Genomic DNA, 15,619 nt, shown 5'->3' on the forward strand with positions numbered 1-15,619 from the left:
CTCTATCAACCCGCCTTGTTCACCCGCATGTACCAGTCCACCAGCCGGCGCACCTGCCGTTCGGTATAGCCGCGCTCGACCATTCGCTGCACGAATTCGTTGTGGCGTTTTTCCGTAACGCTGTCCTGCTTGGAGCCGAAGCTGATCACCGGCAGGAGATCCTCGACCTGTCCGAACATCCGCTTCTCGATGACCTCGCGCAGCTTTTCGTAACTCGTCCATGACGGGTTGCGGTCGTGGTTTTTTGCCCTGGCGCGCAGCGTGAACTTCACCACCTCGTTGCGGAAGTCCTTGGGATTGGCGATGCCTGCCGGTTTTTCGACCTGTGACAGCTCGTTGTCCAGGACCTCCCGGTTGAGGATCTGGCCGGTGTCGGGGTCCTTGTAATCCTGGTCCTCGATCCAGGCGTCGGCATAGGCGATGTAGCGGTCGAAAAGGTTCTGGCCATATTCGCTGTAGGATTCGAGATAGGCTTTCTGGATCTCATGGCCGATGAACTCGGCGTAGCGCGCGGCGAGTTCCGACTTGATGAATTCGAGATAGGCCGCTTCCGTTTCCTTCGGGAACTGCTCCCGCTTGATCGCTTCCTCCAGAATGTACATCAGATGCACCGGATCGGCGGCCACTTCCTTGGTGTCGTAGTTGAACGTCTGCGACAGGATCTTGAAGGCAAAGCGCGTGCTGACGCCCGTCATGCCTTCATCGACGCCGGCGGCGTCGCGGTATTCCTGGACCGACTTCGCCCTGGGATCGATCTCCTTCAGGTTCTCCCCGTCATAGGCGCGCATCTTGGTGTAAAGAGGTGAATTGTCGTGCTCGGCCAGGCGGGTCGAGACGGTGAAGCGACTGAGGATATCCAGCACCTCGGGTGCGCAGGGGCTGGCGGCCAGTTCGCTCTCGCGCAGCAGCTTTTCGTAGATCTGCCTCTCTTCGGTGATCCGCAGGCAGTACGGCACCTTGACCACGAGGATGCGGTCGAGAAAGGCCTCGTTGTTCTTGTTGTTCTTGAACTGCTGCCATTCCGACTCGTTGGAATGGGCCACGATGATCCCCTGGTAGGGAAAGGCGCCGAAATTTTCGGTGCCGTTGTAGCTGCCTTCCTGGGTCGCGGTCAGCAGCGGATGCAGGACCTTGATCGGCGCCTTGAACATCTCGACGAATTCGAGCAAACCTTGCGTGGTTCGATTCAGTCCGCCGCTAAAGGAATAGGCGTCCGGGTCGGATTGACTGAAATTTTCCAATTGCCTGATGTCGACCTTGCCGACCAGTGCCGACACATCCTGATTGTTCTCATCGCCCGGCTCGGTCTTGGCAATGCCGATCTGGCGCAGCCGGGACGGCATCAGTTTGACCACGCTGAACTTGGAGATATCGCCGGACAACTCATCGAGGCGCTTGGATGCCCAGGGCGAGATGAGCCCGTTGAGGCGCCGCCGCGCTATGCCATATTTGTCCTCCAACAGATCGCCCATGCGATCGGGATGAAACAGGCCAAGTGGCGATTCGAAAACCGGGCTGATCTGGTTACCGACCTTCAGCGTGTAGATCGGGCGCTGCTCCATCAGTTTCTTCAGCCGCTCGGCAAGGGACGACTTGCCGCCGCCGACCGGGCCGAGAAGGTAGAGGATCTGCTTGCGCTCCTCGAGTCCCTGGGAGGCATAGCGGAAATAGCCCGCAATGCGCTCGATCGTGTCCTCCATGCCGTAGAAGTCGGAGAAGGAGGGATACACCTTGACCGTTCGGTTTGAGAAAATGCGGCCAAGCCGCTCGTCCTTGCTAGTGTCGACAAGATTTGGCTCGCCGATTGCCTCGACCATTCGCTCGGGTGCCGAGGCATACATCGACTTGTCTTCTCGGCAGGCAAGAAGGTACTGCTGGATGCTGATCTCTTCCTGCGCCGCGTTCGTGTAAATCTCAGAAAACAGGTCGAAAACGTCAGACTGGTTCTCGCGCATGATATTTCGCCCTCAGAGCCGCCCGACTGGCTGCTGGACGGACCATCTACATATTCAACTGTTGGAGGAGCGTTGTGGTTCCCTTCTCCTAAAGGAGAACGGCTGCAATCAGGCATTGAGGCGATGGCGAACATTTTTGAATGGCTGCAATGCCTCGCAGACGCCTCCTTCGATCCGGCGATCCGGCGATCCGCGACCGTCTGACGGCGAAGATGGTGGATCACGCCAAATTGATGGCGGGATATTGCCGCGCGGGCGCTGGCAGGATCAATTGTCCTGCGTCAACCGGGGAGGGATTCATGAACGGAGCCGACGTCCTGTGTGACGTGCTGCTGGCAAACGGCGTGACGGTCTGCTTCGCAAATCCCGGTACATCGGAGATGCATTTCGTTGCCGCACTCGACCGCAAGCCGCAGATGCGTTGCGTGCTGGGCCTCTTTGAAGGCGTGGTGACAGGTGCCGCCGACGGTTACGCGAGGATGACCGATCGACCGGCCGCGACGCTGCTGCACACAGGGCCCGGGCTCGCCAACATCCACAACGCCAGGCGCGCCTTGAGCCCGATGATCAACATTGTCGGCGACCACGCCTCCTATCATCTGGCGCTCGATGCACCGCTCACCAGCGATATCGAGAGCCTTGCGGCGCCGATGTCGAACTGGGTTCGCCGTATCGAAAGTCCCGCCGATGTCGCGCCGGCGGCCGAGGCGGCCTTCCGCGCCTCCCTTTCGCCGCCGGGCATAGCCACCCTGATCCTGCCGGCGGACGCTGCATGGGGCGAGGCTCCTATGGTTTCGGCCCGCAAGGTGGAGCTCGCGCAGCCCACCGTCGATATGGGCGCTGTGCGAAAGGCAGCCGAGGCGATCCGTGGCACTCCAGGCCGTGTCGGTATCATCGTTCGCGGACGCGCGGCGCGAACTGATGCGCTTGAGATCGCCGGTCAAATCTCGGCAGCGCAGGATGTCCGCTTGTTCAGCGAGGTTCTGGTGGCGCGGATGGAGCGCGGTCGCGGACGGGTCGCGCCCACGCGCATCCCCTATCCGATCGATGCTGCAACGGCCCTGCTGAGCGATATCGACGTGCTGATCCTGGTCGGAGCGAAGGAGCCTGTTGCCTTCTTCGCCTATCCGGGAAAGCCGGGACGGCTGGTTCGAGACGGTTGCGAGGTGCTTTCGCTGGCGGCGCATGGCGAGGACTTGAAGGCGGCACTGGAGGCGCTTCGCAACGAACTCGGTATCAGGTCGACGCAGCAGCTCCCTGTCGCTACGGGCTTTTCCGACGAGCCGGTGCCGCGCGGCAAGCTGACCGATGATGCGATCGCCCTTTCGGTGGCGCGGAAACTTCCTGCCAATGCCATCGTCTGCGACGAGGCGGTGACGTCGGCCCGGCGTTACTTCGCCCTGTCGGCCTTTGCCGCGCCGCACGACTACATGATGACGACCGGCGGATCGATCGGCGAAGGCATCCCGTTGGCAACAGGGGCAGCGATCGCGTGCCCCGATCGCAAGGTGATCAATCTCGAGGCCGACGGCAGCGGCATGTACACCGTGCAGGGATTGTGGACCCAGGCACGGGAAAATCTCGATGTCGTCACGATCGTCTTTTCCAACCGGACCTACGCAATCCTGCATGGCGAGATGAAGAATGTCGGGGTCGGCGCGATCGGCGAGAATGCCAGGCGTATGCTCGATCTCGACCAGCCCGCGCTGGACTGGGTATCGCTGGCGAAGGGCATGGGCGTGGAGGCGGCCCGCGCCGACACGTGCGAGCGGTTCGATGCCCTGCTGGACAGCGCGCTGTCGCGCCCCGGGCCGTTTCTCATCGAAGCAGTGATCTGACCGTTTCTCCGCGGCGGTTCCAGGGAGCCGGGTTGAGCGGCGTCGGCCGACGCGCAGCGCCTACCAGCGCGTCTGTTCGCCAGGTGCTGCCGGTTCGATCGCCAGCGCGTGGACGCCGGCTTTCAGCTCGTCGGCCAGCAATTCGTTGACGGCGCGGTGGCGCTCGATGCGGCTCATGCCGGCAAAGGCGGGCGAAACGATACGGACGCGGAAATGCGTCTCGCCGGTGCCATCATAGGCGCCGTGATGGTCCGAGCCATGATGATGGTGGCCGGCGTGGAGATGGCTTTCGTTGATGATGACCAGCCGTTCCGGCGAGAACGCCTTGTTCAGCTTGCCTTCCATCGTCGCCTGTATGGACATCGGAGCTTCCCTTCACCACATCTACGGCACTGCCGCAAAATTCGCCATTTGCCCGCTTTAAGCCGCGATTCAGCGGTTAGGGCGATCATCGTCGAAATGTCAATTCTTGTTTCGTACTAGCGAACAGCCCATAAATGGGTGAGATGAAACCGTATCCCAAATATTTCGAGAAGATCCGCATCCGGCCGGAGAAGGACGCGGAGCTGAAGTCGCGCTCGCCGATCTGCCAGTGGGACGGTTGCAAGGAGGCCGGCACCCATCGCGCGCCGGTCGGACGCATGAAGGAAGGCGAGTATTTCCAGTTCTGCTTCGATCACGTGCGCGAGTACAACAAGGGCTTCAACTATTTCTCCGGCGTCCCGGACAGCGAGATCGCCCGTTTCCAGAAGGAAGCGATGACTGGCCACCGGCCGACGTGGAAGATGGGCATCAATGGCGCTTCGACGCGATCCTCGCCTGACTTCGCGCAGCAGCGTTCCGGTCGCGCCGGCTACTACAACCGCATGCGCGATCCGTTTGACCTGTTCAAAGGTCCAAAGGATCCGCGCGAGGCGCGCGAGCGCAAGGCCAAGCCGCTTGAGGCCAAGGCACTGGAAACGCTTGGCCTTGATACAAAGGCGACTGGCAAGGATATCAAGGCACGCTATAAGGAACTGGTGAAGCGCCATCATCCGGATGCGAATGGCGGCGACAGAGGTTCGGAAGACCGGTTCCGCGATGTGCTGCAGGCCTATCGCGTGCTCAAGCAGGCGGGATTGTGCTGAGCGACCATACGGTTCGTGTCGTTTTCCAACTTTCATAAGGTTGGAAAAGGCTCTAAGACCGCCCCCGGACAAAATCGATTGCCGGCGAAATCAGGCGTTTCGCCCGTGGAGACGTTGATAGAGATGAACAAGGTCGATCGCGACATCGCCAACCTGCCCGACACGACGGTGTCGGTGAAGGACAAATTCGGCTTCGACTCCAAGATGGTGGTGCCGGCCTATTCGGTGACCAGCGAGCATGTGCCCGACGTTGATCCCGACTATCTGTTCGACAAGAACACGACGATGGCGATCCTCGCCGGCTTTGCCTACAACCGCCGCGTGATGGTGTCGGGCTATCACGGCACCGGCAAGTCGACCCATATCGAACAGGTCGCCGCCCGCCTCAACTGGCCCTGCGTGCGCGTCAACCTCGACAGCCATGTCAGCCGTATCGACCTCGTCGGCAAGGATGCCATCGTCGTCAAGGACGGGCTGCAGATCACCGAATTCCGCGACGGCATCCTACCTTGGGCCTACCAGCACAATGTCGCGCTGTGCTTCGACGAGTATGACGCCGGCCGTCCGGACGTGATGTTCGTCATCCAGCGCGTGCTGGAATCGTCGGGCCGGCTGACGCTGCTCGACCAGAGCCGGGTCATCCGCCCGCATCCGGCCTTCCGGCTGTTTTCGACCGCCAATACGGTTGGGCTGGGCGACACCACCGGCCTCTATCACGGCACGCAGCAGATCAACCAGGCGCAGATGGACCGCTGGTCGATCGTCACTACGCTGAACTACCTGCCGCACGACAATGAGGTGAACATCGTGCTGGCCAAGGCCAAGCACTATCGCGATAGCAAGGGCAAGGACATCGTCAACAAGATGGTGCGCGTCGCCGACATGACGCGCTCGGCCTTCATCAATGGCGACCTGTCGACGGTGATGAGCCCGCGTACGGTCATCACCTGGGCCGAGAATGCCGAGATCTTCGGCGATATCGGCATGGCGTTCCGGCTGACCTTCCTCAACAAATGCGACGAGTTGGAGCGTTCGGTGGTGGCCGAATTCTACCAGCGCGCCTTTGGCGAAGATTTGCCTGAATCGGCTGCCAATGTGGTGCTGGGCTAAACAGAGTCTCCATGGCGGGTCCGGGCGACAACACGCGCAACAAGTCGAAGACGGGGTCTGAAGCCGACAGCTTCAAGCGCTCGGTGACTGTCTGCATGCGCGCGATCGCCGGCGATAAGGATCTCGAGGTCGGTTTCGCCAAGGACAGGCCCGCACTTGCCGGCAGCCGTGCCCGGCTGCCCGAACTGCCGAAGAAGGCCTCCAGGACCGATATCGCGATCACCCGCGGGCTCGGCGATTCCATGGCGCTGAAGCGCGCCTGCCACGACGCGCGTATCCACAGCAAGCTGGCACCGGAGGGCAAGCTGGCGCGCTCGATCTACGACGCGGTCGAGCAGGCCCGCGTCGAGGCGATCGGCAGCCGCGCCATGCAGGGCGTCGCCGACAATATCGGTTCGATGCTCGAGGACAAATACGCCAGGGCCAACCTCATCGACGTCAAGGACAAGGCCGACGCGCCGATCGAGGAGGCGCTGGCGCTGATGGTGCGCGAAAAGCTGACCGGCCGCACTGTCCCGACGAGCGGCGAGCGGCTGGTCGACCTCTGGCGCCCCTGGGTCGAGGAAAAGGCCAGCGCCAATCTCGACGGTCTGTCGGCCAAGCTCGACGACCAGCAGGCCTTCGCCCGCGTCGTGCGCGACATGCTGGTTTCCATGGAAATGGCCGAGGAGCTCGGCGACGATCAGGAGACCGAAGACTCCGAGGACAATGACGAAAACCAGCCGCAAGGCGAGGAGCAGAGCGAGGAGGGCGGCGAGGACGATTCCGGCTCCGAGCAGTCGCAGTCCGACGATGCCGAGGCGTCGGCCGACGACGAGCAGTCGGCCGAGACAGAAGCGTCCGACGCCACCGCCGACGATCTCTCCGACGATGACGATTCCGATGCCGAAACGCCCGGCGAGGCGCGGCGCAACGACAATCCCTTCACCAATCTGCCGAAAGAGATCGACTACAAGGTCTTCACCACCGCCTTCGACGAGACGGTCGGTGCCGAGGAGCTTTGCGAAGAGGAAGAACTGGACCGGCTGCGCGCCTTCCTCGACAAGCAGCTCGCCAATCTTTCCGGCGTCGTCGGCCGCCTGGCCAACCGGCTGCAGCGCCGCCTGATGGCGCAGCAGAACCGCTCCTGGGATTTCGACCTCGAAGAGGGCTATCTCGATCCGGCGCGGCTGGTGCGCGTCGTCATCGATCCGATGCAGCCGCTGTCCTTCAAGCAGGAGCGCGACACCAAATTCCGCGACACGGTGGTGACGCTGGTGCTCGACAATTCGGGCTCGATGCGCGGCCGGCCGATCACGGTCGCCGCCACCTGCGCCGACATACTGGCGCGCACGCTGGAGCGTTGCGGCGTCTCGGTCGAGATCCTTGGCTTCACCACCCGCGCCTGGAAGGGCGGGCAGGCGCGCGAGAAATGGCTGAAGGACGGCAAGCCGCCGAACCCAGGCCGGCTCAACGATCTGCGCCACATCATCTACAAATCCGCCGACCATCCGTGGCGGCGGGCGCGCCGCAATCTCGGCCTGATGATGCGTGAGGGCCTGCTCAAGGAAAACATCGATGGCGAGGCGCTGCTTTGGGCGCACAACCGTCTGATCGCCCGGCCGGAGCAGAGAAAAATCCTGATGATGATCTCGGACGGCGCGCCGGTCGACGATTCGACGCTGTCGGTCAATCCGGGCAATTATCTCGAGCGGCATCTGCGTGCCATCATCGAACTGATCGAAACACGCTCGCCGGTGGAACTTTTGGCCATCGGCATCGGCCACGACGTCACCCGCTACTACAGGCGTGCCGTCACCATCGTCGATGCCGAGGAGCTGGCCGGCGCCATGACCGAGCAGCTTGCCTCCCTGTTTGGCGAGGAAAGCGCCCGCGAGACGCGTCGCGGCGGCCTGCGGCGCACCGGATGAGCTTTTCGGGCGGGGGCCTTAGGCACACGATTTTTGCTGCTTGCATGCTGGCCAGCATGCTGTCGCCTGCATTTGCCGCCGGCCCAGACTCGGTCGAGCCGGTCGAAATCACGGCGCGGCCGATAGGCCAGTTCCGCATCGGCCATGATGACAAGCAGTTCGGGCCGCTCGAATTTGTCGGCGGGCTGGAGATGACCTCGCCGTCGCGCGATTTCGGCGCGCTGTCGGCCTTTCGCTTCCTCAAACCCGGAAGCGACTTCATCGGCGTTGCCGACACCGGCTTCTGGTTCTTCGGCAGCGTCACCCACGATGCCGACACGCGTCCGTCGGGCATACAGAATTTCCGCATGCAGCAGATGGTCGATGAGGCAGGCCAGCCGATCGACAAGAAGTGGCAGGTCGATGCCGAAGGCCTGGCGGTCAAGGACGGCATCGCCACGGTCGGTTTCGAACGCAATCAGCGTGTCGCCCAGTTCAAGATCGATCCGGACGGCATGAAGGCGCCGTTCAAGCAATTGGATTTTCAGGTTCCGGCCAACGAGCTTCGGCAGAACCGCGGCTTCGAGACGGTCACCCACGCCCATCCCTATGGCCAGCATGAGGGCGGGCTGGTCGTGGTGTCGGAAAAGAGCCTCGACAAGGCCGGCAACATCTATGCGGCAGTCATCGAAGGGCCGCACAAGGGCGTCTTCACGGTCAAGCGCAATGGCGATTTCGACATCACCGACGGCGCCTTTCTGCCGGACGGCGATCTTTTGCTGCTCGAGCGCAGCTTCTCGATGGCCGGCGGGGTGAAGATGCGGCTAAGGCGCATCTATGGCGAGGGCGTCGAGAAAGGCGCTGTCGCCGACGGGCCGGTGCTGCTGGATGCCGACATGGGCTACCAGATCGACAATATGGAAGGGCTTGACGTCTGGACTCGCGACGATGGCGCGCTGATGGTGTCGCTGGTTTCCGACGACAACCACTCGATCCTGCAGCGCAACCTCTATCTGGAATTCATTCTGCACGAGGATTGAGGCCGCCGATTTCGAGGCAGCGGGCCTATTTCCCGTTGGTCGCGATCCAGATGACGTGCCGGGCGCCGCGCTTGCCATGGGCGCGTGCCGTGACCTCATCGACGGAAAAACCTGCCTGCTTCAGCCGCCGTGTAAAGCCGTTGTCCGGCCCTTGCGACCAGACCGACAGCACGCCACCGGGCTTGAGAGCGGCACGCGCGGCGCCGAGGCCGGCCGCACCGTAGAGCGCGTCGTTGCCTTTATGGACGATGCCTTCCGGGCCATTGTCGACATCAAGCAGGATGGCGTCCCAGGTCGAGATACCCGAGTGGATGATGTGCCCGACATCGGTCTCGCGGATGGTCACGCGGGGATCGTCGAGCGAGCCGCCAAAGATCTCGGCCATCGGGCCGCGTGCCCAGGCAACGACTGCCGGGACCAGCTCGGCAACAACGACGCCGGCATCATCCGGGAGTTGCGCGAGCGCGGCGCGCAGCGTAAAGCCCATGCCAACCCCGCCGATCAGGATTTTGGGCTGCTTGCGGCCGGCGATCCTTTCACAGGAGAGCCTTGCCAGCGCTTCCTCGGAGCCGCTGAGGCGGCTGTTCATCAGCTCGTTGGTGCCGAGCATGATCGAGAATTCAGCGCCGCGCCGCTTCAGGCGCAGTTCCTGTCCGCCATCAGGCGTTTTTGCCGAGTCCAGTTGGACCCACGGGATCACGGCCTGATTCCACTTTTTGGAATCATCGCTATGTCGCCAGCGCTGGCTGGCTCCAGCGGGCCGCGAGCAGCCGGTAGGGGATCAGCGCCACAACGGCGATGATCAGCTTCACCGAGAGGTCGCCGAGCGCCCAGGATACCCAGCGCATGGTTTCGACCGGCAGCACGCCCAGCAGCGGCGCCGTTTCGAGCGCGAAACTGTCGTTCGGGCCGGCAAAAGCGAAGGCGGCCGAGAAGGCGACGGTGAAGAACACGAGCGTGTCGAACACCGAGCCGACCAGCGTGCCGACGATCGGCGCGCGCCACCAGCTCTGCCGGCGCAGCCGGTTGAACACGGTGACGTCGAGCAGCTGCGCGGTAAGGAAGGCAGCGCCCGAGGCAGCCGCAATGCGCACCAGCCGGTCGGCGGCGGTCTCGAACTCGATCAAGCCGTGACGGAACAGGAAGGGCGGGACGAGGATCGAGCAGATCACTGCCGTCATGAAGCCGACAAAGACGATCCGGCGCGCCACGGTCGGGCCATAGCGACGGTTGGCGAGGTCGGTGACCAGGAAGGAGAATGGGTAGGTGAAGGCGCCCCAGGTCAGGATATCGGCCAGCGACAGGCCGCCGATCTGGCCCTGCATCGGGAATTGCACGAGGATGTTCGACGCCACGACGACAAGCGCCATGGCGGCCACGAAGGGCAGGTAACGCGAGAAGGAATTCATTTTTTTATCCTGGGTAATGGAACCAGCAAAGCGCCACCCAATCCGGACGGCGCTGCATTGCTCAGATATTTGGCCGAAAACCGCTTCTTCGCGCCATTCGGCGCGAGACCTCGGACGGCAATCAGGCGGCGGGCTGGTCGGCGAGCTTCTTGGCGATCTGCTTCTTCAGCAGGCGAGCGCGCTGCGACAATTCCTTAGCGTCGGCCTTGGCCAGGAACGCATCAAGGCCGCCGCGGTGCTCGACCGAACGCAGCGCGTTGGCCGAAACGCGCAGGCGCACGTTCTGGTTCAGCACTTCGGAAATCAGCGTCACATTGACCAGGTTCGGCAGGAAGCGGCGCTTGGTCTTGTTGTTGGCGTGGCTCACATTGTTGCCGGTCATGACGGCCTTGGCAGTGAGTTCGCAGGTGCGGGACATGGTTCTAACCTTCAGTTCTCGGTCTGGCCAAACCATTCAACCCGCGCCGGGTGGCGCGCGGTCTCGGTCAGGCGGCCTTATGGAAAAAGTTGGCGTTCCATAGTTGCATTTCGCTGGCGCGTCAAGCTCCGGCCTGCCCAGCGCCTGTTTCATATAAAGGCCGGATTCTGGCCTATAAGCGGTCGCAAAGGGACCTGCCAGCCTGAAGTTCCCCCTTCCGGCTGAAATCGAGGATCGATCCGCCGTCATGCTTCGTTCGTCATATGCCCTCTGCGCCTTGCTTGCCATTGCCCTGCCGGATGCAGCCACTGCGGCCGCTCCACAGTCCTTCAAGGGCGAATATACAGTGTCGTTCCTCGGTCTTTCGGTGGCCAGGGCGACGTTCTCCAGCAGCTATCAGGGCGATATCTATTCGATCAACGGCACTGTCTCCGCTGCAGGCCTTGCCAAGCTGTTCGACGACACGAAGGGCACCATCTCGTCAAAAGGCACGATTTCCGGCAAGAAGATGCAGCCGCAGGCTTTCCGTGCCGATTACACGTCGGGCAAGAAGGCATCGGTGGTCGATATCCGCTTCGCAAATGGCGCCGTCACCGCCACCAAGGTCATCCCCGCGCCAGGCAAACGTGATCCCAAAAGCTGGGTTCCGATGGGCAGCGGCGACCTGACGTCGGTGCTCGATCCGATGGCCGCCACCGTCATCCATGCCGACAGTCTCGACAATGTCTGCGGGCGCACAGTGAAATTCTACGACGGCGAGATGCGCGCCAACCTGACGCTGACCTATGCTTCCAAGGGATCGATTTCGGTGCGCGGCTACAAGGGCGACACGGTGACCTGTCGCATGGGCTTCGAGCCGGTGGCAGGCTATCGCAAAGGCCGCAAGGCTTTGAATTACCTGAAGAACCGCAGCAAGATGATGGTGACGTTTGCGCCAGTCGGCCAAAGCGGGGTATATGCGCCGATCCGCGCCACGGTCGGCACACAAATCGGCACGCTGACCATTAGCGCCGGGCGGTTCGAAGCAGTTAATTAGGCGCCTTCGCGCGCCGCCGGAGACGGGCATGGGGCGCGCAACACTGATCGGGTTTTCGGCGGTCGCCATGTGGGCGCTGCTGGCGCTGCTCACCGACGCTTCCGGGGCGGTGCCGCCATTTCTGCTGTCGGCCATCACCTTCGCCATCGGCACCTGCGTCGGGCTTGGCGCGCGGCTGTTCATGCCAGCCGCCGACAGGAGCCAAAAAATTCCGCCGCAGGTGTGGGTGATCGGCATTGCCGGCCTATTCGGCTACCACTTCTTCTACTTCACCGCGCTGCGCAACGCGCCGGCGGTGGAGGCGAGCCTGATCGCCTATCTGTGGCCGCTGCTGATCGTGCTCGGCTCGGCGCTGATGCCGGGCGAGCGACTGGCCTGGAACCATGTCGTCGGCGCGCTGCTCGGACTGGCCGGTACGATCCTGATCGTCACCAAGGGCGGCGGGCTCGCCTTTGATGCGCGCTATGCCTTTGGCTATGCGATGGCCGGCGTCTGCGCGCTTTTGTGGTCGGCCTATTCGCTGCTGTCGCGGCGGTTCCCGTCGGTACAGACGAGCATCGTCACCTGGTTCTGCGCGGCGACGTCGGCGCTTTCGCTGCTCTGCCACCTTCTGCTGGAACAGACAGTGCTGCCCGATGGCGCCGGCCAGTGGCTGGCCGTGCTCGGCCTTGGCCTGATGCCGGTGGGTGCGGCCTTCTACGCCTGGGACATCGGCGTCAAGCGCGGCAACATCCAGGTGCTGGGCGCGGCAAGCTATGCCGCGCCGCTTTTGTCGACGCTGGTGCTGATCGCGGCAGGCGTCGCCGAACCGTCGCTGCGCATCCTCGCCGCCTGCGTCCTCATCACCGGCGGCGCGGCACTGGCGGCAAAGTCGCTGTTCATGCGCAAGCTGGCGACAGGCGAGGCCAGCGCATGACGATGCCGTTTCCCGGCGGCATCGACGCCAACGCCAATGCGACACTGGTTTTCTCGCTGGTGGCGGCGCTGATCTATGCCCTCACGCTCGGCATGCCGCCGCGGCTCGCGCGCTCGGCGGCCAAGACGCTGGCGGTGGCGATCCTGGCAGTGCTTGCCTTCATGCAAGGCGGGCCGTGGCTGCTCGTCGCGGCGCTGGCGCTGAGTGCCGTCGGCGACGCCTTTCTGTCACGCGACGGCGAAAAGGCCTTTCTCGGCGGGCTGGCCAGTTTTCTCCTGGCGCACATCTTCTATGTCGTGCTGTTCCTGCGTAGCGGCGGCGGCTCAGGGCTGCTCGGCGCGGAGTCATGGCGTGGCGCGATCGCGCTGGCGATGGCGGCCTTCGTGATCGTCATGCTGGCCGCACTCTGGCGCCGTGTCGGCCCCACCTTGCGTCTTCCGATCGTCATCTATGTCGCGGCGATCCTCGCCATGGGGATCTCGGCGCTCACCACGAGCAACACCCTGGTGATCGGCGGCGCCGTCCTGTTCATGGCGTCGGACGGGTTGCTCGCCACGGAACAGTTCCTGCTTGCCGCCATCTCGCCCCACCGCGTCTGGATGCGTTACGCGGTCTGGGCGCTTTACTACGCCGCCCAGCTAGGCATCACCTTGGGATTCCTGCTCAGCTAAGACCCTTCCGGCTGCCAGCCGGGCTCGGCGAGCTCGAAGGCGGCGAAGTCGAAGCCCGGCGCCACCGTGCAGCCGACCAGCGTCCACTCACCGAGGCTGCGCGCCGATTGCCACCAGCCGGCGGGCACCACGATCTGCGGTCGCTCGCCCGCCGCAAGGGCGGTGCCGAGCACCTGCTCGATGATTGTGCTGCCTTCCTCCTGTATCGACAGCGCCAGCGGGGCGCCGGCATAGAAATGCCAGACCTCTGCCGCATCCTTGACCCGGTGCCAGGCCGACAGTTGGTCCTCTTCCAGAAGGAAATAGATCGCCGTCGAGTGGCCGCGCGTCCCTTCCGCGCCATCGCGAAAGGTTTCGGCATACCAGCCGCCTTCCGGATGCGGCTTCAGGCCGAGCGTGGCGATGATTTCGGCTGCACTTGTCATCGGCTGGAGGCCAGCACCGGGCTCAGAAATTGTCCTTGCGCTTGCGGATTTCGGCGAACACGTCAGCGTCGTTGGCCTTCTCCATGCCGAGATGCTTGCGGATTGCCGGGTCGTGCCAGCGCAGGAACGGATTGGTCGACAGCTCCTCGCCGATCGTCGTCGGCAATGTCGGCTTGTTGTCGGCGCGTAACGTTTCGATTTTCGCAGCACGTTCCTTCAGGGCGGAATTGGTCGGGTCGACGGTCAGCGCGAAGCGGGCATTCGAAAGCGTATACTCATGGCCGCAATAGATGACCGTGTCGGCCGGAAGTGCCGCCAGCTTCTTCAGCGAGTCGTACATCACCGGCGGCTTGCACTCGAACAGCCGGCCGCAGCCCAGCGCAAACAGCGTGTCGGCGGTGAACGCCACCTTCGAGGCCGGCAAATGGTAGGAGACATGGCCAGCCGTGTGGCCGGGCGTGGCGATCACGTCGATCTTTTCGTCGCCGAGATGGACGACCGAGCCTTCTTCGACCGTCTCGTCGATGCCGGGGATCTTCGCCTGTTCCGCTTCCGGGCCGATGATGCGCAGCTTGAAGCGCTCCTTCAGCGCCAGATTGGCCTCGACATGGTCGACATGGTGGTGGGTGGTCAGGATCATCGTCGGGGTCCAGCCGGTGCGCTGGATCGCGGCCAGGATCGGCGCCTCCTCGGGCGCATCGATGATCGCGGTCTGGCCGCTTTTGGGGTCATGCACAAGCACGCCGAAATTGTCGCTGCGGCACATGAACTGTTCGATTTCGACCGGCATCGCATCTCTCCATTGTCGCCGCAGACATAGGGCGCTTGCCGGCCGATGTCATCTGGAATTGAGCTTTGTTGAACTCGGCAGATATCGCGGCTACCGTCCCGGCCATGCATTCCGATATCGTCGACCTCCGTTCCTTCTATTCGACCACGCTCGGCCGGCTTGCCGAACACTCGATCACCATGGCGCTGTCCTCGATATGGGCCGCGGTGCCGAATGAGCGGCTGGTCGGCCTCGGCTACACCTTGCCGTGGCTGGAGCGGTTCGGCGCCGATGCCGAGCGCGTCTTTGCCTTCATGCCGGCAACGCAGGGCGCGGTGGTCTGGCCGGCGACGGGTCCGACGGCGACGGCGCTGGTCTTCGACGAGGAATTGCCGCTGGTCGATTCCTGCATCGACCGCATGCTGCTCGTCCATTCGCTCGAGCATGTCGAGAACCCGCGCGAGACGCTGAACGAGATCTGGCGGGTGCTGTCGCCGGCCGGGCGCGTCGTCATCGTCGTGCCCAACCGGCGCGGCGTCTGGGCGCGTTTCGAGCATACGCCGTTCGGCAATGGCCGGCCGTTCTCGCGCGGCCAGCTCACCGAATTGCTGCGCGAGGCGCATTTCACCCCGGCGGCATGGTCCGACGCGCTGTTCTTCCCGCCGTCGCCGCGGCGCTTCATGATGCGGTTCCACAATATGCTGGAACGGGCCGGCCGTCGGTTCTGGCCGATTTTTTCCGGTGTCATCGTGGTCGAGGCGCAGAAGCGGCTTTATCAAGGCGTACCGGTCGCCCAGCGTGCATCGCGACGCGTTTTCGTGCCGGTGCTCTCGCCGCAAGGCGTGACCAGGCTCGGCCGGTCGCGCGACGGTGAGGCGGCTTCCCCGGGCGGGGTGACGCGTTCGTGATCGGAACTGAGCTTTGTCACTCCCTATCTGTCGAGTGCGGGGCCGCCGCCTGAACATGGCCGGTCATGGTACTGACCCGGCTCCACCACTCTTCCGAATGCAGGGATA

16 protein-coding genes are annotated in these 15,619 nt (G+C 63.3%); 9 read left to right on the forward strand and 7 right to left on the reverse strand.

What is annotated here, in order from left to right; all coding sequences use genetic code 11:
* Positions 1–5: 5 nt before the first annotated feature.
* Entirely contained in the window at positions 6–1,955 is a 1,950-nt protein-coding gene (locus tag D3227_RS21310; protein WP_120016286.1) for a PrkA family serine protein kinase, read from the reverse strand.
* Positions 1,956–2,254: 299 nt separating this feature from the next.
* Between D3227_RS21310 and D3227_RS21315 the strand changes: the two genes are divergently transcribed.
* Positions 2,255–3,793: an acetolactate synthase large subunit gene (locus tag D3227_RS21315; protein WP_120016287.1), complete on the forward strand. Its 1,539-nt coding sequence runs from the start codon at positions 2,255–2,257 to the stop codon at positions 3,791–3,793.
* 60 nt (positions 3,794–3,853) lie between these two features.
* Here the strand turns inward: D3227_RS21315 and D3227_RS21320 are convergent, their stop codons facing one another.
* Entirely contained in the window at positions 3,854–4,156 is a 303-nt protein-coding gene (locus D3227_RS21320) for a BolA family protein (RefSeq protein ID WP_120016288.1), read from the reverse strand.
* Positions 4,157–4,290: 134 nt separating this feature from the next.
* Between D3227_RS21320 and D3227_RS21325 the strand changes: the two genes are divergently transcribed.
* From D3227_RS21325 to D3227_RS21340, 4 genes are all read left to right on the forward strand, one after another.
* Positions 4,291–4,920: a J domain-containing protein gene (locus tag D3227_RS21325; RefSeq protein ID WP_040582048.1), complete on the forward strand. Its 630-nt coding sequence runs from the start codon at positions 4,291–4,293 to the stop codon at positions 4,918–4,920.
* Between the two features lie 123 nt (positions 4,921–5,043).
* Positions 5,044–6,030 carry a cobaltochelatase subunit CobS gene (gene cobS / locus D3227_RS21330; protein ID WP_006200247.1) on the forward strand — a complete coding sequence of 329 codons (987 nt, stop codon included), beginning with the start codon at positions 5,044–5,046 and terminating at the stop codon, positions 6,028–6,030.
* Positions 6,031–6,041: 11 nt separating this feature from the next.
* On the forward strand, positions 6,042–7,940 hold the full coding sequence (gene cobT, locus D3227_RS21335) for a cobaltochelatase subunit CobT (protein ID WP_120016289.1): 1,899 nt from the start codon (positions 6,042–6,044) through the stop codon (positions 7,938–7,940).
* Complete coding sequence (locus D3227_RS21340) at positions 7,937–8,959, forward strand: esterase-like activity of phytase family protein (RefSeq protein WP_120016290.1); 1,023 nt, start codon at positions 7,937–7,939, stop codon at positions 8,957–8,959. The genes cobT and D3227_RS21340 overlap by 4 nt, the downstream gene beginning before the upstream one ends.
* Before the next feature lie 25 nt (positions 8,960–8,984).
* On the opposite strand, the gene D3227_RS21345 is transcribed toward D3227_RS21340, so the two are convergent.
* From D3227_RS21345 to rpmB, 3 genes are all read right to left on the reverse strand, one after another.
* Positions 8,985–9,659, reverse strand: coding sequence for a hypothetical protein (locus D3227_RS21345; protein ID WP_120016291.1), 675 nt, complete (start codon positions 9,657–9,659; stop codon positions 8,985–8,987).
* 28 nt (positions 9,660–9,687) lie between these two features.
* Positions 9,688–10,368 carry a queuosine precursor transporter gene (locus tag D3227_RS21350; protein ID WP_120016292.1) on the reverse strand — a complete coding sequence of 227 codons (681 nt, stop codon included), beginning with the start codon at positions 10,366–10,368 and terminating at the stop codon, positions 9,688–9,690.
* A 121-nt stretch (positions 10,369–10,489) separates the two neighbouring features.
* Entirely contained in the window at positions 10,490–10,786 is a 297-nt protein-coding gene (rpmB, locus tag D3227_RS21355) for a 50S ribosomal protein L28 (RefSeq protein WP_120016293.1), read from the reverse strand.
* Between the two features lie 247 nt (positions 10,787–11,033).
* Here rpmB and D3227_RS21360 point away from each other — a divergent pair, with 247 nt between their 5' ends.
* From D3227_RS21360 to D3227_RS21370, 3 genes are read left to right on the forward strand one after another with little or no spacing between them, the layout of a single operon-like run.
* The gene (locus D3227_RS21360; protein ID WP_120016294.1) at positions 11,034–11,822 is read left to right on the forward strand and encodes a DUF3108 domain-containing protein; all 789 of its coding nucleotides are present in this window, start codon (positions 11,034–11,036) and stop codon (positions 11,820–11,822) included.
* A 28-nt stretch (positions 11,823–11,850) separates the two neighbouring features.
* Positions 11,851–12,738 carry an aromatic amino acid exporter YddG gene (yddG, locus tag D3227_RS21365; RefSeq protein WP_120016295.1) on the forward strand — a complete coding sequence of 296 codons (888 nt, stop codon included), beginning with the start codon at positions 11,851–11,853 and terminating at the stop codon, positions 12,736–12,738.
* Positions 12,735–13,409 carry a lysoplasmalogenase gene (locus tag D3227_RS21370; protein ID WP_120016296.1) on the forward strand — a complete coding sequence of 225 codons (675 nt, stop codon included), beginning with the start codon at positions 12,735–12,737 and terminating at the stop codon, positions 13,407–13,409. The genes yddG and D3227_RS21370 overlap by 4 nt, the downstream gene beginning before the upstream one ends.
* On the opposite strand, the gene D3227_RS21375 is transcribed toward D3227_RS21370, so the two are convergent.
* Complete coding sequence (locus D3227_RS21375; RefSeq protein ID WP_120016297.1) at positions 13,406–13,834, reverse strand: cupin domain-containing protein; 429 nt, start codon at positions 13,832–13,834, stop codon at positions 13,406–13,408. The genes D3227_RS21370 and D3227_RS21375 overlap by 4 nt on opposite strands.
* 22 nt (positions 13,835–13,856) lie before the next feature.
* Positions 13,857–14,624: a hydroxyacylglutathione hydrolase gene (gene gloB, locus D3227_RS21380; protein WP_120016298.1), complete on the reverse strand. Its 768-nt coding sequence runs from the start codon at positions 14,622–14,624 to the stop codon at positions 13,857–13,859.
* 104 nt (positions 14,625–14,728) lie between these two features.
* On the opposite strand from gloB, the gene D3227_RS21385 reads away from it, so the two are divergent.
* Positions 14,729–15,511 carry a class I SAM-dependent methyltransferase gene (locus D3227_RS21385; RefSeq protein ID WP_120016396.1) on the forward strand — a complete coding sequence of 261 codons (783 nt, stop codon included), beginning with the start codon at positions 14,729–14,731 and terminating at the stop codon, positions 15,509–15,511.
* Positions 15,512–15,619 lie beyond the last annotated feature (108 nt).

This window comes from Mesorhizobium waimense, assembly GCF_003601975.1.
In the GTDB taxonomy this organism is placed as follows: Bacteria; Pseudomonadota; Alphaproteobacteria; order Rhizobiales; family Rhizobiaceae; genus Mesorhizobium; species Mesorhizobium waimense.